The following is a 26,890-nucleotide window of genomic DNA, read 5'->3' as shown; positions in this document are numbered from 1 at the left end:
AGCGAGCAAATAACTGTCGCGCTATGGTACCACCCTGATTCGAATTTGCATGCTTGGCGTCAAGTTTTCGCTACCGGATAGAGCCCCTGCCAACCGAAACGGCTAAAAAGCTCATCAACCTGGCGATCAACAGTCGCCGAAAGTTTGAGCCTTGCCTCGCTCGTAGGATGTGTAAATTCCAGTTCAGTCGCCATCAGCAAAAGACGATGAAGTTCGAAGTGCTCTCTAAACAATCGATTGTGGCGCCCTTCGCCATATTTTGTATCCCCCACAATCGGGTGAAGGATATGCTTCATATGACGACGGATTTGATGTTTACGTCCGGTGCTCGGTTTAACCTCAACCAAGGAGTAACGCGCCTTGGGGTAGCGCCCAATGGGTATATCCAGCTCTACTCTCCCGAGAGTGCGATAGGCTGATACCGCCTCTTTAGCTTCTGGATTTTCTTGCGCCATAGGCTCGGCGAACTTATCTCGCTTGGGCACTAAGGCATAATCGATTATCTCAGCATCTTGGGTCCACCCCCGCACGGCAGCCAGATAGGTTTTATTTATGCTGCGCTGCAAAAATTGAGCTTGAATGTGCTGGGTCGCCTCAAGTGTTTTACCTACCAGAATAATGCCCGAAGTCGCTCGATCAAGACGATGGATGGTATGCAGCTTAGGGGCGCTTGTGTAGGCCTTTAACAGCCCCATCAAAGTCGGCTCATCAGCAGCGGTGATCCAGCTCGGGTGCACCAGCAGTCCTGCTGGTTTATTCACACCAATCAAATAGTCGTCTTCAAAAACGATCTCTAAATCTATCACGCTAACACTTGTCTCATCATAGTTGTGCCGCACTCTACCAGTCACTCAATTAACTGGCCAGACAATACCCTGAGGTGAGCCTTGAATGAACGTTGAAATAACTTTGTGCACCGCACAAAAAATGTTTGACAGTTTCACTCAGTGATCATAAAGTAACCATATTGTTGCACTGCACAAAATTACCTAATCGGGAGATTTACCATGATCAACGAATTCAAAGACAGCATGAAACCAGTAATGGATATGGCTGAAATCAACAAGAAGACGGCTGAGAAACTGATCGCTCTGCAGTCTGCCTACGTCACTGAAGTTGTTAATGCTTCACTATCTCAGATGAAGACGCTGTCTGAAACTAAAGACCCTAAAGCGGCTCTGGACCTGCAGGTTAAGTACCTGAAAGATGCTGAGTCTAAAATGACTGAAGTTGCTGAGAAAGAGATCGCTGCTCTGGCTGAAGCTAAAGCAGAGCTTTCTAATCTGGTTGAGAAGAGCTTGACTGATCTTGCAACTGCACAGCCTTTCGCTGAACTGCAGAAGTTCATGGCTGCTAAAAGCTGATACGCTTTTAACACCAGCAAGAGCCGGCCATTGAGCCGGCTTTTTTGTGGGTAGAATTACCGATACACAATTACAGCTTTTGCATGCTCTAACCTTCGCGGGATAGATCGGGAGTAGATTTTAACTCGTTAAGAGCCTCAATCAGGTTCGCTGTCGTTATAGGTTTAGGTAGCACCAGATTAGCTCCCTCACGGTTGAACTGCTCCGTTTCAGCACCCAATACCGCCGCTGTAACAGCGATGATAATCACCTCTTTACTCTGCGTACGAATGGCGCGTGTTAGCTCGTGACCATTTAACTCCGGCATCATTAAATCCGTGATGACAAGATCATACTTTTCAGGGCTAAAAGCCTCTAAAGCTAGGCGACCATTCTCATAACCATCTACCTGAGCACCTGCTTTAGTGAGTAGCTTAATCGTCAACATTCGTAGCATCGCATCATCTTCGGCAAACAACACCCTTAGCCCATCAAGGCTCAGCCTCTCTGTGGGCTGGTGATTAGTATCCGGCTGTTCCGCTTTGGCTCGGAATATCGGCAGAGATAGCTCGAATGCAGCGCCTCCCATCGAGCTTTGCGAGTAAGTCAGCGTACCGCCCATCAGGTCCGCCATGTTGTTGACGATAAAAAGCCCCAAACCCGACCCATCCGCTTGCGTATCACCACGCTTGAAGGCCTCAAACACCGAATCCCTTAAATGATCAGGGATACCCTGGCCATCGTCTTCGACCCTCAAATTCAACGTTGCTCTATCAACCGACCTAGGTGTCAGAGTTAGGGTAACCAGAATTCGGGTGCCGCTAGAGTGCAGCGCAGCATTCCTCACCAAGTTGGTGGTGCTTTGACGCAGTGCTTGAGTATGCAAGCTAAACAGTTCGGTCCTGTTCTCGGGCAGCTGCAACTCGAGATTACATCCGTGATCCCGAAGAAGTCCCTCAAGAGACGATAGCGCACGGGTGACCACGCGAATTGGATTGTCTCTTTCGGATCTCTTGGCGGCCAGCGCTCTCTCGGGGGCGATCACGACTCGCAGATCTTCTAGGACGTGCAGTAAATTGTCAGAAATCTCGTTGATCTGTTCCAGTTTATCTCTATCTTGCGTATCAGAATCGGAGGTAAGCATTTTTACAGTGGCGACCGGGGTTCGCAGTTCATGACCGATAATGGCAAACATCTCTTTTTGCTGCTCAAGCATTGTCTCAAGCTTCTCCCGCGCAGTCTGTTCAGCACGTGCGCTCAGGTTCATTGCCCTGACGCCCTCCAGCGATCGCTTAGCAGACATCAGCAGCAGAAGCTGCAGTAGTGCGAGGAGCGCTATCGTCATGCGCATTTCCCCGAGCGCTGCATCTAGACGCGCGCTCAACAGTTCACCCAACTCCAGCGCTTCTCTGTCTGAAGCGGCCGCGAGAGCTCTGATCATTGTTGTGCCTTGATCAAATAATTCGATCACAATCTGTGTGCTCTCTGCCGATGTATGAACCGCTGTCGGCATTAATGCAAAATCTGTAACGCCGTGCGCATACTCAATAGCCGCTGTAATTAGCGCTTCATATTCGCTCAGGTTAAGGTTATTCAATAGCATCTCGTCAACAAACCTTTGACCGACTTGAGCTATTGCTCCTCCTTTCTCAAAGAGTACTTTTGTATCCACTCCCCCAAATTTTATCCCCGCAAGCGAGCCGCGGACGAAACCTAGGTGCTCCATAAGCTGTGGGTAGAAGCGATAAACCTCAAAACCCAACTGATAGGTTGGCGCCTGAGGATCCAGAATAGCTTTCGATTCGACATAGAGACGGTTCAACGTGTCGAAATTTTGCTGGGTTATCTCGGTGACTCGTTGAAAAAACTCTGCGTTATCACCGTTTTGCAGTGAAGGCAGACTCGGGTAGATAGGAGTCAACTCGTTATACCGTTCTGCACAGAGCGTATCGAGCCAAGACTGTTCGCCCGCGTCCACAAGCGCAGCGGTCGCGCAGCTACCTCGATACTCGCCCAGTAGCAAGAGACGCTCAGTGACTTCGCGAACTTCGGGGATTGCCGCCAGCTGCAGCTCTGTTGTGTCGCTTATCGCTTGAATCCGGCTGATCGACTGATACCCCACTGTCAGGAGGATAGGCTGCGCGATAAACAGCATAACAAGAATCCAGCCCCGACCCTCTAGGCCGCTCAGTAACGAGAGGCTGTTATTCCAACTCCGTGACCTGGAGACGCCATTTGAATCTTTCATCAATCTGTTGCAACTCTTTATGTGACCGCGTAACGGTGCTTTTCTCATTGATCAGGTTTTGCGTTTTTGTAGGCACCCGACTTGTGCGTCAAACCTGTCGGGGATCTTCGACAGGACAGTACTGATATAGCAATTTTCGAGCCAATTTACATCACAGTGACCGACAAACTTTAAAATTGGGTGGTGTGTATACAGCACTATGTGTACTGAGTGCGCTCAGAAGTATACCGCAGCACGACGGTAAATTGATCAATTGAACACAGAGCGGTACAGTTACAACAGATAACCGTGTTATTTCGTCTATATTCCGGATGTAACTTTCTCCATTCCCCCGGGGTATCACGCCGCCAGAGGACGCCGATGCAGGGTCTAACAAGTAAACCTCGACTTTCTATCTCGTCCAATATAGTGGTGGTGACGTTCAATGCAGAGGATGGCATCGTGACGTCCGTTAGCCACTCGGATTGTCCGATATCGGGATATCACAGTGATGAGATAATCGGGCATAGCATTGGCCTACTCTTTCCTGACAGTTTTGATCACAACTATCTGCGCAATATCAGCGCCTACTTCTCCATCTCTAGCTCCGAAGATCTTGCTTTCAATGAGCGTGTAATGTTGCGCTCCAAGAGCGCTAAAAAGGTTTACGTGAGCGCAGACCTAGTCCCGTTATTTTCTGAGAACGGTGACCTGACGGGTTACCAAGTGTCGCTCGAGCGTCTAAGCGACACTCCGCTCTTTGACTCAGTTCAGGCCATTGCACTCAACACCAATAATGCGTCTGGGATTACGGAACGCCTTAAAAAGGCGCTTCAATTTGCAGGCATCAACCTGTTCAAAATTGACGCCCAGACTGGAGAAGGTAGTTTTATTTACAGCGCCACTGGGCAGAGCACATTTCTTAAGCCTGATCTATGGCTGCAGTTAGTTGAACCGGAGTACCGAGAACTCGTGGCCAAATCCCACGAGCAACCGGGGCCTGCAATTGAATATGCCTACAGACCCAATGGCCCGGATATGCCAGCACGCTGGTTGAGTCAGGCGATCATAGATCAGTACCGTTTGCCCGATGGACGGCTCGAAAAACTGGGTTTTTCTCGCGATATCACGAAAGAGAAGCGCTACGCTGAACAATTACAATCGTTGGATAAACGTACCGGTGGCATTACTTCCGAGGCACTGCAGTCCGTATTTTCTGATCTAGTGGCGGCAGACTCAGAGCAGCGTTTTAGCTTCTATGCCGTTGAATTAATCGCCTATGACACAACTCGGTGCGAGCGTCATGGAATCTCAGATTCTGAGATTCTCAAGGCGATCTATCGCAAGCTTTTCGATTTTCTTCAAACAGAAGGATCCATTGCCGGCTCTAGCCTGTCGCGCGCCGGCTTTTTAGTGCTAGTTCACGAAAAGATGAGCGAGCCCTTAAGAGAGTATCTAGCAACTCTTTGCGATGTTCCGCTGTATATCAATGACACAGCGCTCAGTTATTCAATTCGATATGTACGCACGGACTACCCTACAGACGCGGCCAGTTTTGACTCAATTTTGGTCAATCTTCGATATACGCTCGCACGCTCCGCCCGAGAGAATAAATCGTTTCGGCGCTTTCTTCACACAGATACTGATGGCGAAAACCTAAACGGTGTCGAATATATAGGAGATATTGAGTCCGCCTTCGAAGAGAATCAGTTTAAACTGCTATTGCAGCCAAAAGTTGAGTCTCAATCGCCGCATCGCATCGTCGGTGCTGAGGCATTATTGCGCTGGGAACACCCGCGAGAGGGCCTACTCTCACCTGATAAATTTTTGGATATTCTGGTCAATACGCATTGGCGCAAACGCACAGCCGTATGGGTCCTGCAACATGCAGCAGAACTTCTTTGCCAAATACAGGAGATTGATCAGCAGCAGAGTCTAGCCGTCAACCTAACAGCTTACGATTTATGCGATCTCGATGTCTTAAGCGAGTTGTGCCGTCTGGTGAATCAGGCGAAGTTCGCTCCCGAGACGATGATTATTGAGCTAAGTGAATCGCAGACCCATCTGATGCCCGAGGTCCTTATTCGCTCGATTCGAGCCGTTAACGAGCTCGGTCTCGCACTTGCTTTGGATGACTTTGGACAAGAGATGAGTTCGCTAGGCTATCTGGTGAACCTGCCGTTGAACCAGATCAAGGTCGACAAGGTGTTTTTGGATGAGGCGATGGATGTTGAGGCCTCAAATTTAGTGATCTCTTTTGCGACCGATTTTGCCGCCCTGAAAGGCTGGTCAACTGTGGTCGAAGGTGTCGAAAGTGCCGATCAGGCAGCCCGATTACTATCCTTAGGCGTTGATGAGCTTCAAGGCTTCTATTTTGGTGCGCCGCTGGAACCCGAGACCTTTGTTGCGCGGCTCATACAGCAGACCAAGATTCTCGAACGATAGCCCAAATCCCGAGCTCACTAGGTCAACTCTGGTCAGGTGTAAAGACTGCCAATGATGTCGATATTTTTTGGCACGGCTCATGCAGAGTCAAAAGCAAAGCTGAGATTCAAAACCGATTCGTTGGTGCGTTTTTTGTTATCAGTTGATGGCAGAAAACTCATATCACAACTAATCTACATCTGACTAAGCACAAACAGATAATCAAGAAAGGACTCGCAGGATCGATGAAGGCCCTGATAGCAGACGATGACCTAGCCCTTCGCTTCATTATGCAGAAGATGTTAGAGGGCTGGGGGTTCGAACCCGTGATTGCATCTGACGGTGAGCAGGCTCTGAAGATCATGCAGGAGTCTGAAGAACCGCCGCGCCTGTTGCTGCTTGATTGGGAGATGCCAAAGATTAACGGTCTCGATCTCTGTAAGACGCTGCGCGAGAGCGATACTAGCGATCCGCCGTACATTATCCTTGTCACCGGTCATGCTGAAGCCGAATATATCCAAACCGCACTGGATGCGGGCGCTAACGACTTTATCAGCAAACCAACCAACTCAGGGGTGCTTCGCGCACGGATAGGCGTCGGTCTTCGCACCTTAGAGCTTCAACGTCGGCTGAATATTGCCAATCATATGCTCGCCTACAGGGCGGATCATGACGACCTAACAGGGCTGCGCAATCGTGGCGCTGTCATTGAACAGCTCGAATCAGAGTTGGCCCGAGCTCAGCGAAACCAAACTGAGCTGTCGATAGCCATCCTAGATATCGACTTCTTTAAAGTGGTCAATGACACCCATGGCCACCAGGTGGGTGATCGAGTGTTACGCGAGTTCGCCGACCGCTTACGAGATACATTTCGGCCCTATGACACCGTGGGACGCTATGGCGGAGAAGAGTTTATCGTTGTCTGCCCGATTGAGGCTGAGAAGAGTTTTGAGCTGTTCGAGCGTTTTCGAAAAACCGTCGAGGAGACTCCGTTCCTCGCCACCGACCTAGCCATAGAGCTTAGCGTCAGTGCTGGAGTTAGAACATTCTCCGGAGAGCAGATCGAGGATGCAAAAGGTATTCTCTCACTGTTGGCCGACGCCGACGCGGCACTCTACCGGGCGAAACACTCAGGCCGGAACAATGTCTGTATGGTGAACCACAGCTCAACCCCCTTTCCTGAGCATGAACATCTCTCTGGCGGACAGCAAACAGGTTAAGGTCGCTCCCTAATTTGCCAACATTAGCTGGAGAACAGGCGATCACCCAACTGATCGATGGTCATTTTCGCCTTATTGAGGGTCACTTCCGTGCAGGACTCTCGTGATGGCAGCATGTCTGCACGAATGAAGCGATGTTCTTTTAGCTCCCCATCAACCGTTTTGAGAATCCGTGCACCCACGCCAAACTGGCCACCGGTATTGCGCGGTTCCACGATAATCTGAAAACCCTTGTACTCTAAAGGCTCTGCAACAGGTGCCTCCTCCTTAGCGCTAAAAAGCCCCATCAAGCTAGATATAAATCCCATTTAGCTACTCCTTAATCTGTTCAATCTGGATAGTCTCACCTATCAGCGACTGCATAACGGCGCGAATGGCCGGTATATCAATTCCGGTAGTTAGATAGCGATGCGGGGGAGAAGTTTCACCCTGCACCGTTAAAAGAGTTCGCAATTCTAGCTGGCGCCGAACCTCTGAAGCCACAGCTTTCGGGGTGTCCATAATCTCAACCGACTCCCCCAGATAGTCTTGAATGGCCTGGCGCAAAAACGAGTAGTGTGTGCACCCAAGAACTAGGGTGTCGATTCCCTGCTCTCGCATCGGCTTCAGATAGCGGGTCAGCAGGCCATGAAGCCGCTCAGCATGCTCACCTGGCTGCTCTAGTATCTCAACCAATCCAGGACAGGCCTGAATCGAGAGCTGGACATCGGCGGCAAAGGTTTCAACGAGCCGGTTGAACTTATCAGATTGGACCGTATAACTCGTTGCAAGAACGCCCACACGGCCGGATTTGCTGCGCTGCACAGCCGGTTTTAGTCCTGGCTCAATGCCTATGATTGCTATATCGAAACGCTCTCTGAGTGTCTTGATTGCCGCAGCCGTTGCCGTGTTGCATGCCACCACAACCGCCTTGCACCCCTGTCGTACCAGCCAGGCCGTAACCCGGCAAGAGCGGTCAATAATCTCTCCATCAGAGCGATCCCCATAAGGGGCATAGGCTGTGTCGGCAAAATAGATTAATTGCTCGCTCGGTAGCTCCGTCGATATGGCTTGCAGTACCGACAACCCCCCCACGCCTGAGTCGAACACTCCTATCGGCGAACCTGCGGCGTTCTGACTATCGATTACCAACTCTGCTATTCCTCTACCCCGCTATGTCAGCGTCAGAGGATACAGTATTCCTGCTCAGCATTCCCGCTCATCAAACTCTTTTGTTGCAGTGCAGCAAAAAATGTTTGACACCGTTGGCGACCTGACCTAAATTGTACAAATATTGTGCAGCGCACAAAAATGATCTTAAAACCTACAAACTGAGGTTTGAACCATGTACGACACTATGATGAAAACTTTCGCTGACCAGATGGCTCCTTTCAACAAGGCTGCTGAGATCAACAAAAAGACTGCTGAAAAGCTGTTCGAACTTCAGTCTGCTTACATGACTGAGATGTTCAACGCTGGGATGTCACAGTTCAAAGCACTGACAGGTGCAACTGAGCCTAAGTCTGCTGTAGAGATGCAGATAGCATTCTACAAGGAGATGGAAGCGAAGCTGACTGCTGCTGCTGAACAGGAAGTTGCAGCGCTTACAACTGCGCGTGAGGAGCTAACTTCAGTATTTGAGGAATCTATGGTCAGCCTCGCAGAAGTTGACTACCTCAAGGAGATGGGTAACTTAGACTTTACAGCGATGATGCCTACTGCTGAGAAGAAGCCTCGCGCTACACGCAAAGCTGCTGCGCCCAAGGCGTAAGCTTCAATATGGTACCCGTTGTTTAAACGGTAGCTAAAAAAAGCCGCTCATTAGAGCGGCTTTTTTGTGTCTGGTCCTTCTCTGACCGGGTCTAGAGCTGAGCCAAACACCAATCGATAACCTGCTCTTCACCGCTATCAACAAGTGGGCGCAACTGCTGCAAAGACTCAACCAACGATGCACGCGTCGGGCGCACGATGTTTGCGTGTCCAACTTTACGCCCCGGACGGATCTCCTTGCCGTACCAGTGCACATGCAGACCGGCGACGTTCAGCCACTCTCGTTTCCAATCACGCCCCAGCAAATTGTACATCAGGGCCTCTCCACGAAGCTGTGGCTGAATCAGCGGGAGCCCTGCGAGTGCTCTCAAATGCAACTCAAACTGGCTAATAGTCGCGCCCTCTTGGCTCCAGTGTCCGGAGTTGTGTACACGCGGTGCCAGCTCATTAACCAACAGCTTCCCGTCGACTACAAAGCACTCCATCGCCATAACACCGACGTACTCCTGGTCGTCCATAATGCGACCAAGCCAGCTCTGTGCGTCCTGCTGCTGTGATTCATCTCTGTCTAGGTTAGTGATGCTAGCGCGCAGAATGCCATCCTGGTGCCAGTTGCGAGTGAGCGGATAGAACACCTTCTCCCCTTCGGCATTACGGGCACCCACCAGAGAGACCTCATGAGAGAAAGGTATCATCGCTTCAGCAATACAGATCCCGTCCCACTCAGGCAGGCAAGCGTCGCCCGCCTTCCAGCGCCACTGACCGCGGCCGTCGTAACCACCCATACGCGCCTTTACGACAGCGGCATCACCGAGTGAGGCGAGTGCAAGCGCAAGCTCTTCATTATTGGAGTCAAGATTCACCCAAGGCGCTGTCGGCACCTCTAAACGATCGAGCAAGCTCTTCTGACGCTGGCGGTCTATCACTGCATGCAGCGCACTGGCATTGCGGAAGTTGGGGTGGCTTTTGAGCTGATTACCCACGGGGTTATCGGGCCAGTGCTCTATCTCAACACTGATGACATCATCATCACGCAGTTCAACCAGTTTATCGCCAATCGGATGTATAGGTTGCACTTGCAACTGCATCGGTGCACCAGCCTGCTGTAGCATCTGACCGAGCTGGCCGTTACCAGCAACAACAATACGTGGCAGTTCCATTATTAACCTCGTGGATCTGGATTATCGAGAACAGCCTGAGACTGGGCTGCACGCCACTCGCCCAAGCGATGTGCAAGATCGCTATCTTCAGTTGCCAGCATCTGTGCGGCCAGCAGGCCAGCATTGAACGCTCCGGCACCACCGATAGCCAAGGTACCGACCGGAATACCGCGTGGCATCTGCACGATAGAGAGCAGACTGTCCTGTCCGCTAAGCGCTTTGCTCTGTACTGGGACACCCAGCACGGGCACCAGCGTCTTGGCGGCAATCATGCCTGGCAGGTGAGCAGCGCCGCCCGCGCCGGCGATGATCACTTTTATACCCTGTGCGGCAGCGCCCTCGGCAAAGCGAAACATCTTGTCGGGAGTTCGATGGGCTGAAACCACTTCAGCAGTATAGTTAACCCCAAGGGTATCCAAGATATCAGCCGCTTCCTGCATGGTGGGCCAATCGGATTTAGAACCCATTACAATCGCTACTTTAGCGCTCATTACTCTCTCCGTGGAGCTGCTCAAAAGAAAGCGCGCGATTATAACAGAGAATCGGTGAAGTATCTGCTATACAATGCAGGGTACTACAGCCTAGTCCAACAACGTCTGAAGAGCTTGAGATGCCGTCAAAAACTAGAGTCAAAAGCGCCCTTTTTTTAACCAGTTTTATCTTAGCCAGTTGCCAGGCGCTGCCCACGCCTCGTAGTGATTTACGCACAGAGACCAGTAGCGGTACCCCGCTTTCGGAGATTCTAGCTCGCGCTAACTCAACAGACGAATCAGCGGATCTGAGCAGCGATTCAGAGCCTGCAACGGACAAGGTCGCTATATCGAGTGAAACTTCGCCTCAAGCGGCGGCGTCAGAGACCGGCCGGCAGCTAAGTATTGCTTTGTCTCCCGTCCCTGAGTCTGAAGTTGAGGTGACTGAGCGCTCAACTGATCTGGCACCGACTCGACTTAAGACGGATGACCAGTTACCGCCACTAGAAGCACCTCCTGAAGAGGCACAGCCGCTGCAAGCAGGCACGCCTGATTTCTGGCCGGAACAGCCGGTAGTCCAAACGGATATGGAGCCGAGTGCAGAGCAAAAAACAGATAATCCAATGCCAGCTGAACCCTCTCGGTTGACGATTAGCCAACAACTGAATTGGTTACCTACGCTCGACGATACGCTTGCAGGTATGAATGCTCAATTTAGTGACAGCGCTACTCTAGATGAGAAGATCGACTCTCTGATGTCTCTAGCTTATGTTGTCGACGCTAAACTCTACATAAGCTTCCGCGAACTACTGGATCAACTCGATCCCCAGCAGGCACAGCGACTAATGGAGGAGCAGCAAGGCTGGTTGGACCAGCGCAAAGAGAACCTGACTCGCGCCTACCTGGAGTTCAAGGCGGATAAGGCTGGCCGCTATAATGCTGCACAGGCGTTTTTGCGTAATTCGCACGCGCGAATGCGCGAGATTGATGCCCGGCTTGCGGCGATGAACTGATTCAGTTCAAGCCGTTAACCAATATACACAGCCTCAGACGAGCGAGCTCTGATAAGCGTAGATCAGCGCTAGTACGATAAGTGAAGCTGGCAAGCTGGTAATCGTTAATGCCGCGATTCGATCTGATGGGCCGCCAAAACGCAGCGTGAGCAGATAACTCATCACCGCAACGGGCATAGACATTTGCAGCATCAGTGCCAGGCTGGTCAGCGGATCTAGCCCAGCATAACGCGTCACGACAAAAGCAATTAAGAAACCGCTCACAGGGCGATAGAGCGAAAGCGCGGCCACGGTTCCAAGCTCTCTGCGCCCCTTCAGATTCAGATTGGCCAGCGAACTACCTAAGAGTAGCAGCAGCAACGGCAGCGCAACTCCGCCTAGCATATCCAACAAACCCATGACAGGCGTGGGCAACTGAATCTCGAATCCGAGTAATAACGCCCCCGTTGCCAGTGCGATCAGGGGCGTATTCGAGAGGAGTTTGCGCCAAGCGAAACTACCGGACATCGCAGTGATCCCAAGAGTAAAGTGACTGAGAGTTATCGTGACTGAGATGATCAGAGCCGGAGCCAATGAGTCAGCTCCTAGCAGTGCGAATACAACCGGCGTTCCGAAATTACCGGTATTGGGATTGACCAAAGTGGTGAGGTAGAAGCGCGACGACTTTCCGAGTAATTTGCAACCTATCCAAACTACCGCCGCACCAATCGTCAAACAGACCCCGGTGACTAGCATCAAGCGCCCCATCTCTCCCAGCGGTAGCCCCTTGGTCAGCAACGAGTGTAACACCAGCGCTGGCAGTGCTACCTGACTGGTAAGGATGGGCATCCCCTCATGGCGCAGCAGATCGGTTTTACGAGTGATCAGGTAGCCTAGCGTCGCGATTGCAAACGTCGGAAAGATGGCGGCGAGAAATGCAGCGAGCACAGTGGTATCCAATAACAAAGAGAGCGAGATGATAGCATCTCACCCTCGCAACCCCTACTTCTCTCTGAGCGCTCGACGCAGTACCTTGCCGACAGGCGTCTTCGGTAGCTCATCGCGAAAACTCACTCGCTTAGGGCACTTGTAGGGCGCAAGATTCGCGCGGCAGTGCTCAATGAGCTCTCGCTCCGTCAGCTCTGGATTTGCGCTGACAGCAAATAGATGGACCTGCTCTCCGCTCTCTTCATTAGCCTCCCCAATAACGGCACACTCCACCACGTCAGGGTGGGAAGCGACAACCTCTTCCACCTCATTGGGGTAGACGTTAAATCCAGAGACGATAATCAGGTCCTTAGCCCGGTCGACAATGTGAATCAAACCATCCTGATCAATAGTGGCAATATCGCCCGTGCGTAACCAGCCGTCTGCTGTAAAGGTTGCAGCCGTCTCCTCAGGGCGATTCCAGTAGCATCGCATGACCTGGGGCCCCCTTACACAGAGCTCGCCAGGTTCGTTAGGTCCAAGCGAGCGATACCCTTGCTCGCGGATATCAACCTCTGTGTTTGGCAGCGGTTTACCAATACTGCCTATTTGCGGATTAAGCGGATCGTTCGCGGTGACAGCCGGAGAAGCTTCGGTCAGGCCATAGGCTTCAATGATCTCTTGGCCAGTCGCTTTGCGCCACGCATCTGCAGCTGCCGACGTCAGCGCCATGCCTCCAGAAACTGTCGCTTTGAGGTTCGAGACATCCACTTTAGCGAACTGCGGATGTCGGCAAAGCGCAACGAAGAGCGTATTGAGCCCGATAAAGCAGCTCATACGCATAGACTTCAGAGTCTTAACGAAACCATCCAAGTCACGCGGATTGGGGATCAACAGCGAGTGGCCACCCTCTGCAGCAATGATTTGCGACACGACAAAGGCATAAATATGGTAGAGCGGCAGCGGAGATATGACCTGCTCAACCCAACCTTTCGGCATGACACTCATCACCGCGCGACCTTGCAGAATATTTGCCAGCAGGTTCGCGTGGGTCAAAACCGCACCTTTAGCAATACCGGTGGTGCCGCCGGTATACTGCAGCACCGCCACATCCCCCAGGGTCAAATCGGGATAGCGAGCGTTGCGCCCCACCCATGCATCGAGTGTCGGTTTTAGCCAAGCGACCCTTGGAAGGTTAAATTTTGGCTCTGCCCGTTTGATCCAGCGCACGGCAAAATTCAGAAAGGCACCGCGCAATTTCGGTCCAAAGTCACCCACCTGCGTCACCAAAACTCGATCAATATCGGTTTGATCAAGGATCTGCTCCAGCTTGTGAGCCATGCCAGCGTAGATTACCAGTAGCTTCGCCCCACTATCTTTAAACTGCCGCGCCATCTCTTCTGGCGTGTAGAGCGGGTTGGTATTAACCAGAATAATGCCGGCTCTAAGTGCGCCAAAAACCAGTATCGGATACTGAATCAAGTTCGGTAACTGCAGTGCCACTCGATCGCCGGGCTGAAGTTTCGCCTCCTCCAGTAGGTAGGTCGCGAAGGCACGGCTGTACCGATCAAGATCTGCAAAACTGAGTGTACAGCCTAAGCTCGTGACCGCAGGACGACGACTATACTGCTCGACACCACGATCAAAGAGTTCAATAAGATTCTGATACCCCTCAGGGTTGAGGTCGGATGGGAGCGAAGCGCCCCGTTCAATTTGTTCTTTCGTCAAGATGCACCCTTGCATGTTCTGTCTCAAACGCTGAGTAAAGTAGACAGTCGCTCAGCGCTATATCCGGACGTGTCGTTACCATAAACAATTTTTGCGTTGCCTTAGTCTGCAACCGGTTGCCACAGATTTCAAAGTATTGATCGAAGCGGTTATTTCCGCGCGCGTCGATTACCCGCAGGTGCTTAACAACATCCGGATCTCTAATCCACCCGATCTGCACTCCTGCTGGTACGAGTTTAAAATTGAACTGGTCCACCTGATCAAGCAGGGTGAGGTCAACACCCAAGACTGGAGCCTCAGCAAATGCGAGCGTCAGACGCTGCTCCAACTCGAAACGCACTGGATCATGGTAGAGATCCATATCCACCGCATGATCGAGTTCAAATAGATTCTCTCGCTGCATAAACGTTCGCAAGCCTTGCTCCGCCAATGCATGGGATTGGGTCTCTTGCGCACCGCCACACTCAACAGTCACTACGGGGCACTCCTCTATGCTCTGCTCCATAAGCGAGCCGAGTCGCAGCTCTGTAATCACCAATCGCTGCGTAAAAACTGCAGCAAGAATCTCGTACGAACGCTGTTCAACGGTTGCTACAGCAAAGCTCGGACTTTGACCCGAGGTGTTATGCACGTCCAATACGGCTTCTAGGTCTGTCGACTGTTGAGCCGCCTTCAAACGATTTAGAACGGCCAGCGCTAAACGCCCAGCGCTGTCTTGGTGTGGCGGGTTAAAACTGCGGTTCATATCACGCTCCTGAGGAAAAGCGCGATATCGAAACCGCGGTTCTAACAGTGCCGCCTCCACCGAAACAATCACCAGTAGCAGGTTAGTTAACGGCACTTCACCGCAACGCAAGATCGAATGAATAGCTAACAAGCCGGAGGGCTCATTGCCGTGCAATAGCGTAACGACAGCTCGGGTGCGCGCTGACTCTCTGCCATCAATCCAGATAACCGTGGGCCCAGCTAAGCGTTCAAGCCAGTCAATGGGGTCAGCATCAATCTGATCAGGACGGGGGTTTGTAAGTTCATTGAGTGTCTCTTTCATCAACTATCCTTAGGCAGATCCTCAAGGGGCCAGCGAGCAATGGGCAGGTCTGCTCGACTGAGCTCGGAGTATATGCGGACCAGCTCCACCAGAGCTTGCGGCTGATCGTAGCGGTGCTCCAATAGGCTCAGCTGCTTGAACATCCAACTCGCGCCATTTTGGCGTGCAGCGATGCGCTCGTAGATGGGCTTTAGGTGGATATCAATTTCCCCCGTTGAGAGCCCCATGTGTTCTAATCCCTCGCGGGCCTGTGGCATAAGTTCGTCGATTAGCTCAACCAAGTCCCGTTTAACAAGTCCGGCATGTCCTGCGTTGTCCGGCCAGTAGATCTCAGCCTCAATTCCATACTCTGCTGCCGCATAAAAGTTGCTAGCTAAGGTCTCAAATGGCATGCGTTCGATCCAAAGAGGCATCTGCTCAGCAAAAGCGGCTGTTAGCCCCAATATCAGCCCCGCATTGGCCAACATGTCGCAGACTGTTGGCCCTGCAGGCAGAGCGCGCAGCTCAATCCGAAGATGCCCGCCTCCCGCGGGATCATAGACTGCTCTGTTCCACGGCCAGACGCTGCCTGAGTGCAGACGCAATTCGCTCAAGTCGTGTGAGCTCTGGTGCGCTTCAATAATCGGTAATATGGGTCTATGCAGGTGCACCAGTTCACTGAAGAGCTCATAGGCCCCCTCTCGCACCCAGCCGCTTCCCAGATCCACTCTTGAGGGGATCGCTCGCTCGCACTCCTCAGACGAGCGCCCATCAATGGATTGACGAAACAGCGGTACACGTGTCTCGTGCCAGAGTCGATGGCCAAATAGCAGCGGTGAATTTGCGCTGAGCCCCAGCACTAAGGGCGTCACGAGCTGGGCCGCATTAAACCAGTTGGCGAACTCCTGCGGCGTCACCCTCAGGTGCAGCTGCAACGAGGTATTAGCCCCTTCCAAGGTGACATCTTCAGTCTGCAGGTTAAGGTCTGGCTCCCCTGCTATGTGAATATCAAAAGCCTCGCCTCTAATTTGGCGCAAAACACGCGAGAGTACAACGTATCGATTCTCAGGCGTGATAACGTCGGGGCCAAAGTCCTCTGGCGTCAGCGTTGGCAGGATACCCACGGTCATTACCTGAGCATAAACAAGCAGTTGGTTAATCTGCTCGATGCGTAGGCGCATCTGATCGGCCATCAGGGTCAGCGGCTTGCCCTCAGCCAGCACAGGATCTAAGTTGATCTCGAGGTTGTAGCGGTTGATTTCAAGCGCCAACCCAGCATCAGGCAACGCTTCTAATACGTTGGTATTCTGGCAAACGGGTCGACTCAGCTGATCGATCAAGTAAAGCTCGACCTCTGCACCTAGGCTACGCGGCCCAATGCCAAAGTTAGGCTCTTGCAGCAGAGACTTCAGCTCAGCTAGCTGTTGCTTTAACGCAGTTTCAAATTGCTCGTATGATTCAGCTGTGAACTCTTGCTCATCTATCGCACGCCCCATAAGCCCGCCTCATACGCCCTGATCGTAAACTGATTAAAAAGAATCTAATCTAAGGCTAGCTCAGCAGCGCAATTTCACAATGATCTTGATCATTAAAGATTGCCCTATCCGTTTGATTTCATGACATAAGTCCACAACTGGACTAATCTTATCTCATGCTAACCTAAGGACGTCTGGGAGCCTGCATATGTCACTCTCCAAGCAGTTGATGCTACTTATATCGGGTATCTTTCTCGCGATATTTGCGATCAATTTCTATACAAGTATCAATAACATAAAGAGCTATCTTGAGGTGGAATCGGAAGTTCACGCTCAAGATACCGCGACCTCCCTAGGCCTCTCGTTGGCCCCCTATATCCTCGAGACAAAGGATCCGATCCTCGAAACCATGGTGAATACCATCTTTGATCGCGGCTATTTTCTGGAGATTCGCCTAACCGACATGGATGGGCAGGCGTTAGTGCGCAAACGCAACCCTGAAACCTTTTATGAGGTCCCCAGCTGGTTCGTCGACTGGCTACCTATGAAGACCGGCAGCGCGTTCTCTGATATCGACTCTGGCTGGATGATCGGTGGCCGAGTCGAGGTGACGATCCACCCAGGGTTTGGCTATCTCAAACTGTGGAAACAGTTCAAAGACTCACTGAGCTACTCTGCGATGCTCTTCCTGATTTCGCTGGCGCTTTTAGCCTTAGTCATTCGCACACTGCTGGCACCGCTCCAACGCATCCGTCTCATGGCCGAGCGCATCGGTGAGGGCAAGTACGAGAAGATAGAGCCCCTCCCCTGGACAGCAGAGATGCGCAGTGTGGCCAACTCGATGAACCTGATGTCCGGCAAAATTGAGCGCGTGGTGGGCTCGCTCAATCAGCGCCTCTCCGAGGCCAGCGATCGCATTCATGTTGACGCGCTAACCGGATTACCCAACAAAATCCGCTTCGATAGCCTTATGAAAGAGCTATTTATGCAGGGTAAAGAGGGACACCTTTTCATTATTCGCATCGATAATCTGGCCGATTATGCTAGTCGCCACTCAAGCGCTCAGGTTGATGGCTACATTCGCGCTTTCGCTAGCGCAATAAAAGAGGTCGCAGCGGCAGATGCCGGCGGTCGTGCGCATCTGTTCCGCATGATAGGTTCTGAGTTCATTCTAATATCAAACGACTCTCGCGAAGCGGCAGCTAAGCAGCTCTGCAGTAAACTTTGCGAGGCGTTCAAAACCGTCGGCGAAGCCTTTGGGGTGAGCGAGGTCGCACACATTGGCGGTGCCAGTTTTGATGCTCGTTGCACCACGGTCGGACTTCTGGCATCAGCCTCTGAAGCTTACGAGAAATCTCGCATCATCGGCCCGAACGAATTCGCACTCAGCGAATCAACAAACACCGCCCGAAGTGTCGAAGAGTGGAACCGTTTGGTTGCCCGTGCTATCGATTCAGAGAGCTTCTCTATCAAGTATGCCAATCTCAGCTATGCGCTCGATTCTGGAAAAGAGTCGACAGTGCTTATCGAGGAGGCTCTAGCGGACGTTCGAGATGAGGATGATAATCCCGTCCCCATCGGTACCTTTATCTCAATTGCAGAGACAACAAACAGGGTTCAGGAGTTTGATCTTAAGATCGTGCGCCGTGTTATCGACCGTATACGAGTCGACGGCACCAAGCACACAATCGCCGTCAACCTCTCTCTGCAGTCGATCCGCTCGAACCAGTTCCGCCAGAGCCTATTCGAACGGTTGCAGACCTATCGCGAGCAGTCCGCTTCAATTACGTTCAGTCTCAGCGCCTACGCTGCGTCTCAGGATATTCCGGCCTTTATCAGCTTTATCGAGTTTGCTCACCGTGCCGGTACCAGCGTAATGTTGAAGCGCTTTGAATCTCAGCAGTTCAATATAGACAGCCTCAACGGGCACAAGCTCGATTACATTCGTATCGCTCGCCACTACACTGAGGATATTGCGCACTCTGCAGAGAAGCGCCAGATGGTTGAAGCGCTACAGGAGCTTGGTCATCTCCTCGATATTAAGGTCCATGCCGAATCTGTTGCATCTGCAGAAGATATTGAGACTCTACGCCAGATCGGGCTGGCCGGCGCGAGCCGCAAAGAGTATTGAGTGTGAAGCTGTTGCGCCTTGGGCTGATTGCCCTGAGCTTCGCTATGCTGGGGATGCTCGCACCTGTTGCGCGTGCTGATGGACTCATTGATTTCTCACCTGAACTATTGGAGCGGGTCGAGGCCAAATGGGGCGCATCAGCGGTCAAACGTCTGCAGGCGATGCGCAATATCGTGCTTGAGAACCAAGCCATGAGCGAGTTAGAGAAGCTTGAACTGGTGAACAACTTCTTCAACCTGGTCCCCTACTACTCTGATCTAGAACACTGGGGCGTAGAGGACTATTGGGCTACCCCGTTTGAGAAGCTGACCACCTTTGGTGGCGATTGTGAGGATTACTCTATCGCCAAGTACTTTACACTGCGCGAACTAGGCGTCGATGACGGCAAGATGCGTATTACCTACGTCAAAGCGCTAAATTGGGATGAAGCGCACATGGTCCTAACCTACGCGCCCAATCCACGCACTATCCCTCTGGTATTAGACAACCTAATAGCCCAAATCAAACCGGCAACCGAGCGCAAGGACCTAGTACCGGTCTACAGTTTCAACGTACAAGGGCTCTGGTTGGCTAAGGAGCGAGGTTCTGGTCAGTTTGTCGGTGGATCGGACCGCATCGGACAATGGTCAGCGCTGCTGGAGCGTTTAGCTAAATGAGCGAAGGGTTACTAAAGCTTAATACTCACCTCTACGATCAGCTAGATATGAAGGCGCTACAACGGGCACTGAATATTCAGCTACCGCTGGTCGAACAGATCGGCAGCGTGCGTGCCAGTATTTTGGGTATGCACTGTTACCAGTTTGCACTGAGTGCTAACTGCGCCCACGTCGACCGCATCATTAACCTGCTAAACGAGTATCGAGCAGACTGGCCCGAGTCACTTAGGAATGAAATTTCAGCCTGTGCGCGCCTAAGAGCTGCCGGTAATAGCGCGGAGAGCGTGCATCGAGTTTACCAGTCTGAAGCACAGCACGTGCTGAGTTTAGCAGCAACTTTAGTACCTGAGGCACAGGGAGTAGCGGATAAATTAAGACAGTATCAGATCTACGCCTGCCCCCACCTGCTGGGCGATGAGGGGATGCCAGGGTTCTTCACACTTGAAGAGATTGAAACGTTGCTGGAGCCGCAAACGCGTGTGCCAAGCGCGCTATTCGCTCGCCAGTTTAGCGAGCGCCAACGTAAACCTGAGCTGATAGCCCGGGAGCTCTCAGCTCATTTTGCTGAATTTACGCTTTAACGAGCGGACGATCTGGGTCCGCCCACTTCACGTGATACTTACCATCCTGACGATCGACGCGTTCAAAGGTGTGTGCACCGAAGAAGTCACGTTGACCCTGTAGCAAGTTTGCCGGCAACACCTCCGTGCGGTACGAGTCGTAGTACGCCAACGCAGAACTGATAGCGCCGGCTGGAATGCCTGCGAGAACCGCTTGTGCCACAACTGACCGCCAGTTGGACTGATAGCGCCCTACCTGCTCAGCAAAGAACGGATCCATCAGCAAGCTGTGAAGATCAGGGTTGCGCTCAAATGCATCAGCGATAGGCTGCAGGAAGACAGCGCGAATAATACAACCGGCGCGCCAAATTTTAGCGATTGAGGAGAAGTTGAGGTCCCAGCCGTGCTCTTTAGCAGCGATCTGCATTAGCTGAAAACCCTGAGCGTAGGCACAGATCTTGGCACAGTAGAGAGCATCGTGGAGCTGCACTACCATCTCTTCTCGGCTGGTGGTAATACCGTTACCGGCCGGACCGGGTAGAGACTTAGATGCCGCTACGCGCACCTCTTTTAGCGTTGATAAAGCACGCGCAAAGACGGCATTGGTAATGGTTGGAGCCGGAGCTCCGACCTGCAGGCTGCTAACTGCGGTCCAGAGGCCGGTGCCTTTCTGACCCGCCTTATCAAGTATGATGTCGACCAGCGGCTTGCCAGTCTCCTGGTCAACCTGATCAAGCACCTCTGCGCTAATTTCGATCAGGTAGGAGTGTAGCGGGCCTTTATTCCACTCCCTGAATACCTCTGCGATCTCAGCGGGTGTCATTGACATTGCGTGGCGCATCAAATGATAAACCTCGCAAATCAGCTGCATATCCGCGTATTCGATGCCGTTATGGACCATCTTCACATAATGCCCAGAACCGGAGTCGCCGATGTATGCAGCGCAGGGCTCACCCTCGGTTACCGGATTACCCGGCTCACGCCGCTCAATCGGCAGGCCTGTTTCAGCGTCGACCTTAGCGGAGATCGCCTCCAATACCGGCCGCAGACGTGTCCAGGCGTAAGGATCGCCTGAGGGCATCAGTGCCGGCCCAAAGCGGGCTCCCTCTTCACCACCGGAAACTGCAGTCGAGAAGAAGATAAAACTGCCCGCATATTTTGTTTCGCGATCGCGCGTATCGGTCCAGAGTGAGTTACCGGTATCAACCACGATGTCATCAGCACCGATACCCGCATCAATTAGCTTGCTACAGACGTGATCCACAGGGTCACCTGCAGGCACTGAAACAAAAATGATGCGCGGCGTTTCTGTATTAGCCAGCAGTTCAGTATATGAGGAGCATCCGCGGATTCGCGCTGCTGAATCAGGTGCTTCAGCGCGGTCCTGCGCGATCGCCGCTGCTACTTTTGCACTATCCAGATCAAAGGCTGCGAGTGAATAACCGTTATCGGCTAAGTTAAGCGCCAGGTTTTTGCCCATGACCCCCATTCCGATAAAGCCCACATTCGCCAAGCTTTGTTCCTCAGACATTCCACTGCTCCTCGAGTAATCTCTATTCCAGCGCGAAGTATACCGCCGTCAATGACTAAAGAAAGCAAACTTAACCGAAAATCCTGTCGAATCCGTCAAGGTGCACTAGACTGAGTGAATACCGTCAGTGGTCAATAGGAAGTAGTATGGAACCCGCGGAAAAACTCATTCTCTGTGTCGATGACGATACCTTTACTCTCAGCAGCCTCAAAGAGGCGTTGAGCGTTCGGTACAAAGTAATGCTAGCGATTGACCCCGATACAGGAATTAACCTCGCGATGAAACACCTTCCCGACCTGATTATGCTGGATATCAATATGCCGGGAATGAGCGGGATAGATGTGGCTGAGATGCTGCGCCAAGTACCCTCCACCAAAGAGATCCCAATTGTGTTTCTGTCCGCCTACGACACAGATCTAGAGAAGAAACGCGCCACCGTGCTCAATGCCGCCGCCTTTCTTGGTAAACCCTGTAGCTTGAAAGAGGTCTGCGAGACAGTTGATGGCGTACTAGCCTAGGTCGAAAACTAACTAGAACAAGAGAGCCCAGCATGCCTGCCAACATCGACTACTACTTCTCACCCATATCGCCCTTTACCTTTCTTGCCAGCGATGACCTTGAGCGTCAGGCACCGGGGCAGATCCGCTATCATCCTGTCGACCTTGCACTACTTTTCGCCGAGACGGGCGGTATACCCTTAGGCCAACGCTCGAAACAGCGCCTAGATTACCGCATGGCAGAGCTGCATCGCATTGCAGCTAAGCGCGGCGTTGCAATCAACTTTACGCCGAAACACTTTCCCGTTGATCCCAAACCCGCAACGAAGCTGCTGTTGGCAGTGCGGGATAACACCGATCAGATCGCTAGTATGCTACGTGCGCTTCTGAGTGCAGTTTGGGTTGAGGAGCGCGATATCAGCGACTCCAACACCTTAGCCGCAATCTTAAAAGAGCAGAAGATGGACCCCTATCTGCTAGAGGTATCGACTCAGCTCGACGAACAACTCGAGTCCGAGACCCGTGCTGCCATTGGTGCGGGTGTGTTTGGATTCCCGTTCTATATTGTCAACGGAGAGCCGTTTTGGGGGCAGGATCGACTCGATGATGCGTTGGATCTAGCCAGACGTCTCTCATAGATTCGAAACCTAAAGTCAAAGAAGCACACCCGGACGCCTCTAAAGCCGACCGGCTTTGATTGTGAAGCGGATTATTCGACCCTTTTCACTGATCGCAACATAGCGCTGCGCGCTAGATTGATCTGCTTTGAGAATTTTTCTTAATTTTCTGCTGCTCCCCATGCAAATTCTGAACTTTGGTCTAGTCTTATGCCAAAGGAAATAAGCTATGAGCTTTCGGAGCATTGGATGCAAGAACGCAACACCACCCGCCTAACCCGCCCAAATACTAGTGCAGCTAGCCTCAAGGGCCAGCAGCACAAGGCAGATCGTGTTGAAAGACTGATAACAGCCTACGACGCGGGCTGTCGCTCAGCGAATAAAGCTAGACGGTTCGACGAGCAGCGCGGACGCGAACTCGCCCTGGCCGAAGGTTTCACTAACCGCGAAGAGATGAACTGCTTCATCGCAGCACTGCGCAACCACTGCTGATTACCAGCTACCGCTATTCTCCATTGAGACCCAAGGCTCTGCAGCAGGCAGGGCTTCACCCTTCTGCAGCAGCTCGAAAGAGATGCCATCCGGGGAGCGTACAAAGGCCATATGGCCATCACGCGGCGGACGATTAATCATCACACCCATATCGCTCAGATGCTGACAGACCGCATAGATATCATCGACCTCATAGGCTAGGTGACCAAAATTTCTGCCGCCGCTATACTCTTCCGGGTCCCAGTTGTAGGTGAGTTCCATTAGCGGAGCCGACCTTGATGCCCCCTGCTCAGCATCTTCAGGAGCAGCTAGAAAGACCAGCGTAAACCGCCCCTTCTCACTCTCTTTGCGACGCACTTCTACCAAACCTAGACCTCGAGTATAGAAGTCTAGTGAGGCGTCCAGATCCGAAACGCGCACCATTGTGTGCAGATAACGCATAGCTACTCTCCTGTTGTATAGAGGTGTTGCTCGTAAGCTAGCGCAGAGTCAGACCAGAGGAAACGCTGCGCCGCTGCCTGGGCGCAGATCTCATTCCAGTGTGCCGTGCGCGAAAATTCATTGACGGCTCGCTCGCAGGTATCCAGCATCCCCTGACACTGCTCATGCAAACTCGAGCCACTAAAACTGAAACCGCTCTTACCATCCTCGACTGTGTCCGCTAAACCGCCAACCGAGTGAACTAGACAGGGCTGCCCAGCTCGCATCGCCAGCATCTGGCTGATACCACAGGGCTCAAATGAGCTTGGCATCAGGAACAGATCACCCGCTCGATAAAACAGCTCCGAAAGGTCGATGGAGAAACCACGCAGAAAGATAAAGTTGGCGTGACGCCCGGCCACCTCGAGCAAGAACTGCTCGAGTAGCGGATCGCCCGAACCCAAGAGAATCAATCTCCCACGCCCCGCTAGCTGCAGTAGCAGGTTATCGAGGGCCGATTTACCATTAAGCATCGTTTGACGCAGTAGCAGCACCTTCTGATCGGTTAGCCGGCCCACTGAGGTCAGCAGCATCTGCTTGTCGCCGCTTTTCTGATCCAGGTTTCGTAGCCACTGCTGAATACGACCCAAGGCGATACTGTGGCCCGAGTAGCAGTGGGTCTCTTTAGACATCCAGTTAATCACTTCACTCTCGGCCGCTAGCAGTAAGCGCTCGAGCTCTGAGTCCAGCTTAGGCTGCACAACTGAATCATACTCAGCCCCGTTGAGAATGCCGATTAACCGCCCCTGCTGCTGCGCAGCGAGCAGATCAGGGTCGAGCCCCTCACCACCAAAAAAGCCCTGCTGCGGGCTGCTAGGTCGCGTGATTTCAGCAACGTATGTGGGTGAGACGGCATGTACTTTGTCACTGAGGTTAATGCCGGTGCGCATCAGGTTGATACAGTCTGTATAGCGAGGGTCAGAAACACGATCGTACTCAAGGTCTAAACCTGGGAACCAGGCGTGAACGGCTGAGATATCGCCATCAAACGGGCGGATCCCCTGCAGCGCAAGGTTGTGAATACTGAAGACTGTGTGGATAGACTGCAGGGCAGTGTAATCCGCATGATAGGCGCGCAACAGTGCAACGACCGAGGCATGCCAGTCGTGTAGGTGCAGCACATCTAACTGCCCAAACAGACCACGTGTTGCCGCCTCAGCGGCCGCAACACAGAAGAGCGCGAACTTAGATGCATCCGTCGCAAACGGACGATCCGGTGGATCATCACAGTAGATACGCCCCTTACCCGCAGCAGCGAACAGCGGATGCTCCAACACCCACTGCTGGACACCGCCCACCGGATTACGCCCAGGAACCGAGTAGAGGTCGACCGTCTCAACTCGACCCCAGAATGTCACCTGAAACCGGTCGTGCCGTTGGCTACCCGATTGCTCAGATAAACTTTGGTAGCCAGGCAGTAATACCTGAACCTGGTGTGAGCGTTGTGCTAATGCAGGGGCAATATCTCGCACCACATCGGCTATACCACCTACCTTTGCACCGGCCAGAGCATCATTCTCGGCGGCGATCATCAATATATTCAATGAAAAGTCCTTAGGTCACTACATCAGGGGCAGCACGGCCCGTATGCTTCTCAATCCCGACAATCGCTTCAGCTGCACGCATCAACGGAGCAAGCGCCTCCTGAGGGTCCAGATCCAACGACTCAGCATCAAACTGATCATAATAGACACGCAGGGTCGCACCGCTGGTGCCGGTGCCCGAGAGTCGCAGCACAATACGTCCACCGGACGAAAAGAAGATTCGCACGCCCTGCCCTTGGCTCACCGAGCCATCCACTGGGTCGGTGTAGCCGAACTCATCCGCCTGATCGACGCCGAGCCCAGCGAACTCTGAACCCGTCAGTGTCGGCAGCTTCTGCTTTAGCTCATTAAACATCGCGGCAGCCGCATCCGAGTCGACACCTTCGTAATCATGACGACTAAAGTAGTCGCGACCGAAGATAGCCCAGTGTTCCTGCATCAACTCAGCTGCACTCTTGCCAGTCGCGGCAAGCACGTTGAGCCAACAGAGTACAGCCCAGAGCCCATCTTTCTCACGGACATGACTGGAACCGGTACCAAAGCTCTCCTCGCCACAGAAAGTGATGCGCTGTGCATCCATCAGGTTGCCGAAGAACTTCCAACCGGTTGGGGTCTCGTAACAATCCAGATTCAATTTAGCAGCAACCCGATCAAGTGCGCGGCTTGTAGGCATAGAGCGGGCAACACCCGCCAGGCCTGACGAGTAGGCCGGTATCTGGCTAGACTGAGCGGCCAGCAGCGCTAGGCTGTCACAGGGATTAATGTAGAAGTGATTACCCAGCACCATATTGCGATCGCCATCACCGTCAGACGCGGCACCAAAATCGAGACCCTGAGTATTTACACGTTCAACCAACTCAGCAGCATGCACCAAATTTGGATCAGGGTGGTGACCGCCAAAGTCCTCTTTAGGCTCTGCATTGATCACCGAATCTACAGGCGCCCCTAGCAAATCGACTAGGATCTGCTTCGCATAAGGGCCGGTAACGGCGTGCATCGCATCAAAACAGAAGCGGAAGTTACCGCTGCTGATCAGAGCGCGCATCGCATCAAAATCAAACAACTGCTGCATCAGCTCAGCGTAGTCTGCAACGGAGTCGATAACTCGAATCAGCGTCGATCCACGTTTATGTTCGCCAATGGCATCCAGATCAACGGGGTCGAGATCAGCTTTGTGGTAGGCGCTAATCTGCTGGGTGTTACGATAGATAACCTCAGTCATCGCTTCAGTTGCCGGACCTCCATTGGGTCCGTTGAACTTGATACCGAAGTCCTCATCGGGGCCACCCGGGTTGTGACTAGCCGACAGCACGATGCCACCGCAACTGGGATATTTGCGGATGACACTGGAGGCTGCGGGTGTCGAAAGTATGCCGCCCTGGCCGATGATTAACTCGCCGAAACCGTTGGCAACTGCCATCTGGATTATGGTCTGGATCGCATCACGATTGAGGTAACGGCCGTCACCACCAACGACCAGGCGCTCACCTTCACACCTCTCCAGGGCATTAAAAATAGATTGAACAAAGTTCTCTAAGTAGTTGTTCTGTTGGAAAACTTTGACTTTCTTTCGAAGGCCTGAAGTACCAGGCTTCTGCCCATCTATGGGCGAGGTTGCGTGCAGTGTCATTAAACTGGGC

Annotated in this window: 25 protein-coding genes; 11 read left to right on the top strand and 14 right to left on the bottom strand. The window is 52.4% G+C overall.

What is annotated here, in order from left to right; all coding sequences use genetic code 11:
• Positions 1-59 precede the first annotated feature (59 nt).
• Entirely contained in the window at positions 60-806 is a 747-nt protein-coding gene (locus tag AC1WNR_RS07415) for a pseudouridine synthase (protein WP_481643877.1), read from the bottom strand.
• Between the two features lie 201 nt (positions 807-1,007).
• On the opposite strand from AC1WNR_RS07415, the gene AC1WNR_RS07410 reads away from it, so the two are divergent.
• Positions 1,008-1,364, top strand: a complete 357-nt coding sequence (locus AC1WNR_RS07410) for a phasin family protein (RefSeq protein WP_481643876.1) — start codon at positions 1,008-1,010, stop codon at positions 1,362-1,364.
• Positions 1,365-1,452: 88 nt separating this feature from the next.
• Here AC1WNR_RS07410 and AC1WNR_RS07405 read toward each other — a convergent pair whose 3' ends face one another.
• Positions 1,453-3,591, bottom strand: a complete 2,139-nt coding sequence (locus tag AC1WNR_RS07405; RefSeq protein ID WP_481643875.1) for an ATP-binding response regulator — start codon at positions 3,589-3,591, stop codon at positions 1,453-1,455.
• Between the two features lie 360 nt (positions 3,592-3,951).
• On the opposite strand from AC1WNR_RS07405, the gene AC1WNR_RS07400 reads away from it, so the two are divergent.
• Together AC1WNR_RS07400 and AC1WNR_RS07395 are read left to right on the top strand one after the other, a co-directional pair.
• Complete coding sequence (locus AC1WNR_RS07400; protein ID WP_481643874.1) at positions 3,952-6,015, top strand: EAL domain-containing protein; 2,064 nt, start codon at positions 3,952-3,954, stop codon at positions 6,013-6,015.
• 224 nt (positions 6,016-6,239) lie between these two features.
• The gene (locus tag AC1WNR_RS07395) at positions 6,240-7,214 is read left to right on the top strand and encodes a GGDEF domain-containing response regulator (RefSeq protein WP_481643873.1); all 975 of its coding nucleotides are present in this window, start codon (positions 6,240-6,242) and stop codon (positions 7,212-7,214) included.
• 23 nt (positions 7,215-7,237) lie between these two features.
• Here the strand turns inward: AC1WNR_RS07395 and AC1WNR_RS07390 are convergent, their stop codons facing one another.
• Positions 7,238-7,522, bottom strand: a complete 285-nt coding sequence (locus AC1WNR_RS07390) for an HlyU family transcriptional regulator (protein ID WP_481643872.1) — start codon at positions 7,520-7,522, stop codon at positions 7,238-7,240.
• A gap of 4 nt (positions 7,523-7,526) precedes the next feature.
• Entirely contained in the window at positions 7,527-8,345 is an 819-nt protein-coding gene (murI, locus tag AC1WNR_RS07385) for a glutamate racemase (RefSeq protein WP_481643871.1), read from the bottom strand.
• Between the two features lie 193 nt (positions 8,346-8,538).
• On the opposite strand from murI, the gene AC1WNR_RS07380 reads away from it, so the two are divergent.
• Positions 8,539-8,964 (top strand): phasin family protein, encoded by a 426-nt coding sequence (locus AC1WNR_RS07380; RefSeq protein ID WP_481643870.1) that lies wholly within the window; start codon positions 8,539-8,541, stop codon positions 8,962-8,964.
• 91 nt (positions 8,965-9,055) lie between these two features.
• Here AC1WNR_RS07380 and purK read toward each other — a convergent pair whose 3' ends face one another.
• Positions 9,056-10,123, bottom strand: a complete 1,068-nt coding sequence (gene purK, locus AC1WNR_RS07375) for a 5-(carboxyamino)imidazole ribonucleotide synthase (RefSeq protein ID WP_481643869.1) — start codon at positions 10,121-10,123, stop codon at positions 9,056-9,058.
• A gap of 2 nt (positions 10,124-10,125) precedes the next feature.
• Positions 10,126-10,614: a 5-(carboxyamino)imidazole ribonucleotide mutase gene (gene purE / locus AC1WNR_RS07370; RefSeq protein WP_481643868.1), complete on the bottom strand. Its 489-nt coding sequence runs from the start codon at positions 10,612-10,614 to the stop codon at positions 10,126-10,128.
• Between the two features lie 119 nt (positions 10,615-10,733).
• On the opposite strand from purE, the gene AC1WNR_RS07365 reads away from it, so the two are divergent.
• The gene (locus tag AC1WNR_RS07365; RefSeq protein ID WP_481643867.1) at positions 10,734-11,606 is read left to right on the top strand and encodes a hypothetical protein; all 873 of its coding nucleotides are present in this window, start codon (positions 10,734-10,736) and stop codon (positions 11,604-11,606) included.
• A gap of 33 nt (positions 11,607-11,639) precedes the next feature.
• Here the strand turns inward: AC1WNR_RS07365 and AC1WNR_RS07360 are convergent, their stop codons facing one another.
• The 4 genes from AC1WNR_RS07360 to AC1WNR_RS07345 are packed head-to-tail and all read right to left on the bottom strand — an operon-like array spanning position 11,640 to position 16,763.
• Positions 11,640-12,533 carry an AEC family transporter gene (locus tag AC1WNR_RS07360; RefSeq protein WP_481643866.1) on the bottom strand — a complete coding sequence of 298 codons (894 nt, stop codon included), beginning with the start codon at positions 12,531-12,533 and terminating at the stop codon, positions 11,640-11,642.
• A gap of 54 nt (positions 12,534-12,587) precedes the next feature.
• Positions 12,588-14,240: an AMP-binding protein gene (locus tag AC1WNR_RS07355; RefSeq protein ID WP_481643865.1), complete on the bottom strand. Its 1,653-nt coding sequence runs from the start codon at positions 14,238-14,240 to the stop codon at positions 12,588-12,590.
• Positions 14,221-15,288 (bottom strand): M14 family metallopeptidase, encoded by a 1,068-nt coding sequence (locus AC1WNR_RS07350; protein ID WP_481643864.1) that lies wholly within the window; start codon positions 15,286-15,288, stop codon positions 14,221-14,223. Before AC1WNR_RS07350 ends, AC1WNR_RS07355 begins: the two co-directional genes overlap by 20 nt.
• Complete coding sequence (locus tag AC1WNR_RS07345) at positions 15,288-16,763, bottom strand: glutamate-cysteine ligase family protein (protein WP_481643863.1); 1,476 nt, start codon at positions 16,761-16,763, stop codon at positions 15,288-15,290. The genes AC1WNR_RS07350 and AC1WNR_RS07345 overlap by 1 nt, the downstream gene beginning before the upstream one ends.
• A 187-nt stretch (positions 16,764-16,950) precedes the next feature.
• On the opposite strand from AC1WNR_RS07345, the gene AC1WNR_RS07340 reads away from it, so the two are divergent.
• From AC1WNR_RS07340 to AC1WNR_RS07330, 3 genes are read left to right on the top strand one after another with little or no spacing between them, the layout of a single operon-like run.
• Positions 16,951-18,873 carry a bifunctional diguanylate cyclase/phosphodiesterase gene (locus tag AC1WNR_RS07340; protein WP_481643862.1) on the top strand — a complete coding sequence of 641 codons (1,923 nt, stop codon included), beginning with the start codon at positions 16,951-16,953 and terminating at the stop codon, positions 18,871-18,873.
• A 2-nt stretch (positions 18,874-18,875) separates the two neighbouring features.
• Positions 18,876-19,529, top strand: a complete 654-nt coding sequence (locus AC1WNR_RS07335) for a transglutaminase-like cysteine peptidase (RefSeq protein WP_481643861.1) — start codon at positions 18,876-18,878, stop codon at positions 19,527-19,529.
• Positions 19,526-20,110, top strand: coding sequence for a hypothetical protein (locus tag AC1WNR_RS07330; protein WP_481643860.1), 585 nt, complete (start codon positions 19,526-19,528; stop codon positions 20,108-20,110). Before AC1WNR_RS07335 ends, AC1WNR_RS07330 begins: the two co-directional genes overlap by 4 nt.
• On the opposite strand, the gene gndA is transcribed toward AC1WNR_RS07330, so the two are convergent.
• On the bottom strand, positions 20,100-21,620 hold the full coding sequence (gene gndA, locus AC1WNR_RS07325; RefSeq protein ID WP_481643859.1) for an NADP-dependent phosphogluconate dehydrogenase: 1,521 nt from the start codon (positions 21,618-21,620) through the stop codon (positions 20,100-20,102). The two genes, AC1WNR_RS07330 and gndA, sit on opposite strands and share 11 nt — an antisense overlap.
• Positions 21,621-21,766: 146 nt before the next feature.
• Between gndA and AC1WNR_RS07320 the strand changes: the two genes are divergently transcribed.
• The 3 genes from AC1WNR_RS07320 to AC1WNR_RS07310 all read left to right on the top strand — a co-directional run bounded on the left by AC1WNR_RS07320 (position 21,767) and on the right by AC1WNR_RS07310 (position 23,226).
• On the top strand, positions 21,767-22,138 hold the full coding sequence (locus AC1WNR_RS07320) for a response regulator (RefSeq protein WP_481643858.1): 372 nt from the start codon (positions 21,767-21,769) through the stop codon (positions 22,136-22,138).
• Positions 22,139-22,170: 32 nt separating this feature from the next.
• A complete protein-coding gene (locus AC1WNR_RS07315; RefSeq protein WP_481643857.1) occupies positions 22,171-22,755 on the top strand; it encodes a DsbA family protein in 585 nt (194 codons plus the stop codon).
• Between the two features lie 228 nt (positions 22,756-22,983).
• Positions 22,984-23,226, top strand: coding sequence for a hypothetical protein (locus AC1WNR_RS07310; RefSeq protein WP_481643856.1), 243 nt, complete (start codon positions 22,984-22,986; stop codon positions 23,224-23,226).
• Here AC1WNR_RS07310 and AC1WNR_RS07305 read toward each other — a convergent pair whose 3' ends face one another.
• The 3 genes from AC1WNR_RS07305 to AC1WNR_RS07295 are packed head-to-tail and all read right to left on the bottom strand — an operon-like array spanning position 23,227 to position 26,880.
• Entirely contained in the window at positions 23,227-23,667 is a 441-nt protein-coding gene (locus tag AC1WNR_RS07305; RefSeq protein ID WP_481643855.1) for a VOC family protein, read from the bottom strand.
• A 2-nt stretch (positions 23,668-23,669) separates the two neighbouring features.
• The gene (locus tag AC1WNR_RS07300; protein WP_481643854.1) at positions 23,670-25,250 is read right to left on the bottom strand and encodes a glycogen synthase; all 1,581 of its coding nucleotides are present in this window, start codon (positions 25,248-25,250) and stop codon (positions 23,670-23,672) included.
• Between the two features lie 10 nt (positions 25,251-25,260).
• Positions 25,261-26,880 carry an alpha-D-glucose phosphate-specific phosphoglucomutase gene (locus AC1WNR_RS07295; protein ID WP_481643853.1) on the bottom strand — a complete coding sequence of 540 codons (1,620 nt, stop codon included), beginning with the start codon at positions 26,878-26,880 and terminating at the stop codon, positions 25,261-25,263.
• Positions 26,881-26,890 lie beyond the last annotated feature (10 nt).

This window comes from Marinobacterium marisflavi (genome assembly GCF_982447095.1).
This window is presented reverse-complemented; position numbering and strand designations above follow the sequence as displayed.

Coding starts and splice junctions, on each gene's coding strand:
- AC1WNR_RS07410 (WP_481643876.1), top strand. CDS start 1,008: ATGATCAACGAATTCAAAGACAGCATGAAACCAGTAATGGATATGGCT.
- AC1WNR_RS07405 (WP_481643875.1), bottom strand. CDS start 3,591: ATGAAAGATTCAAATGGCGTCTCCAGGTCACGGAGTTGGAATAACAGC.
- AC1WNR_RS07400 (WP_481643874.1), top strand. CDS start 3,952: ATGCAGGGTCTAACAAGTAAACCTCGACTTTCTATCTCGTCCAATATA.
- AC1WNR_RS07395 (WP_481643873.1), top strand. CDS start 6,240: ATGAAGGCCCTGATAGCAGACGATGACCTAGCCCTTCGCTTCATTATG.
- AC1WNR_RS07390 (WP_481643872.1), bottom strand. CDS start 7,522: ATGGGATTTATATCTAGCTTGATGGGGCTTTTTAGCGCTAAGGAGGAG.
- AC1WNR_RS07380 (WP_481643870.1), top strand. CDS start 8,539: ATGTACGACACTATGATGAAAACTTTCGCTGACCAGATGGCTCCTTTC.
- purK (WP_481643869.1), bottom strand. CDS start 10,123: ATGGAACTGCCACGTATTGTTGTTGCTGGTAACGGCCAGCTCGGTCAG.
- purE (WP_481643868.1), bottom strand. CDS start 10,614: ATGAGCGCTAAAGTAGCGATTGTAATGGGTTCTAAATCCGATTGGCCC.
- AC1WNR_RS07365 (WP_481643867.1), top strand. CDS start 10,734: ATGCCGTCAAAAACTAGAGTCAAAAGCGCCCTTTTTTTAACCAGTTTT.
- AC1WNR_RS07350 (WP_481643864.1), bottom strand. CDS start 15,288: ATGAAAGAGACACTCAATGAACTTACAAACCCCCGTCCTGATCAGATT.
- AC1WNR_RS07345 (WP_481643863.1), bottom strand. CDS start 16,763: ATGGGGCGTGCGATAGATGAGCAAGAGTTCACAGCTGAATCATACGAG.
- AC1WNR_RS07340 (WP_481643862.1), top strand. CDS start 16,951: ATGTCACTCTCCAAGCAGTTGATGCTACTTATATCGGGTATCTTTCTC.
- AC1WNR_RS07330 (WP_481643860.1), top strand. CDS start 19,526: ATGAGCGAAGGGTTACTAAAGCTTAATACTCACCTCTACGATCAGCTA.
- gndA (WP_481643859.1), bottom strand. CDS start 21,620: ATGTCTGAGGAACAAAGCTTGGCGAATGTGGGCTTTATCGGAATGGGG.
- AC1WNR_RS07320 (WP_481643858.1), top strand. CDS start 21,767: ATGGAACCCGCGGAAAAACTCATTCTCTGTGTCGATGACGATACCTTT.
- AC1WNR_RS07315 (WP_481643857.1), top strand. CDS start 22,171: ATGCCTGCCAACATCGACTACTACTTCTCACCCATATCGCCCTTTACC.
- AC1WNR_RS07310 (WP_481643856.1), top strand. CDS start 22,984: ATGCAAGAACGCAACACCACCCGCCTAACCCGCCCAAATACTAGTGCA.
- AC1WNR_RS07305 (WP_481643855.1), bottom strand. CDS start 23,667: ATGCGTTATCTGCACACAATGGTGCGCGTTTCGGATCTGGACGCCTCA.
- AC1WNR_RS07295 (WP_481643853.1), bottom strand. CDS start 26,880: ATGACACTGCACGCAACCTCGCCCATAGATGGGCAGAAGCCTGGTACT.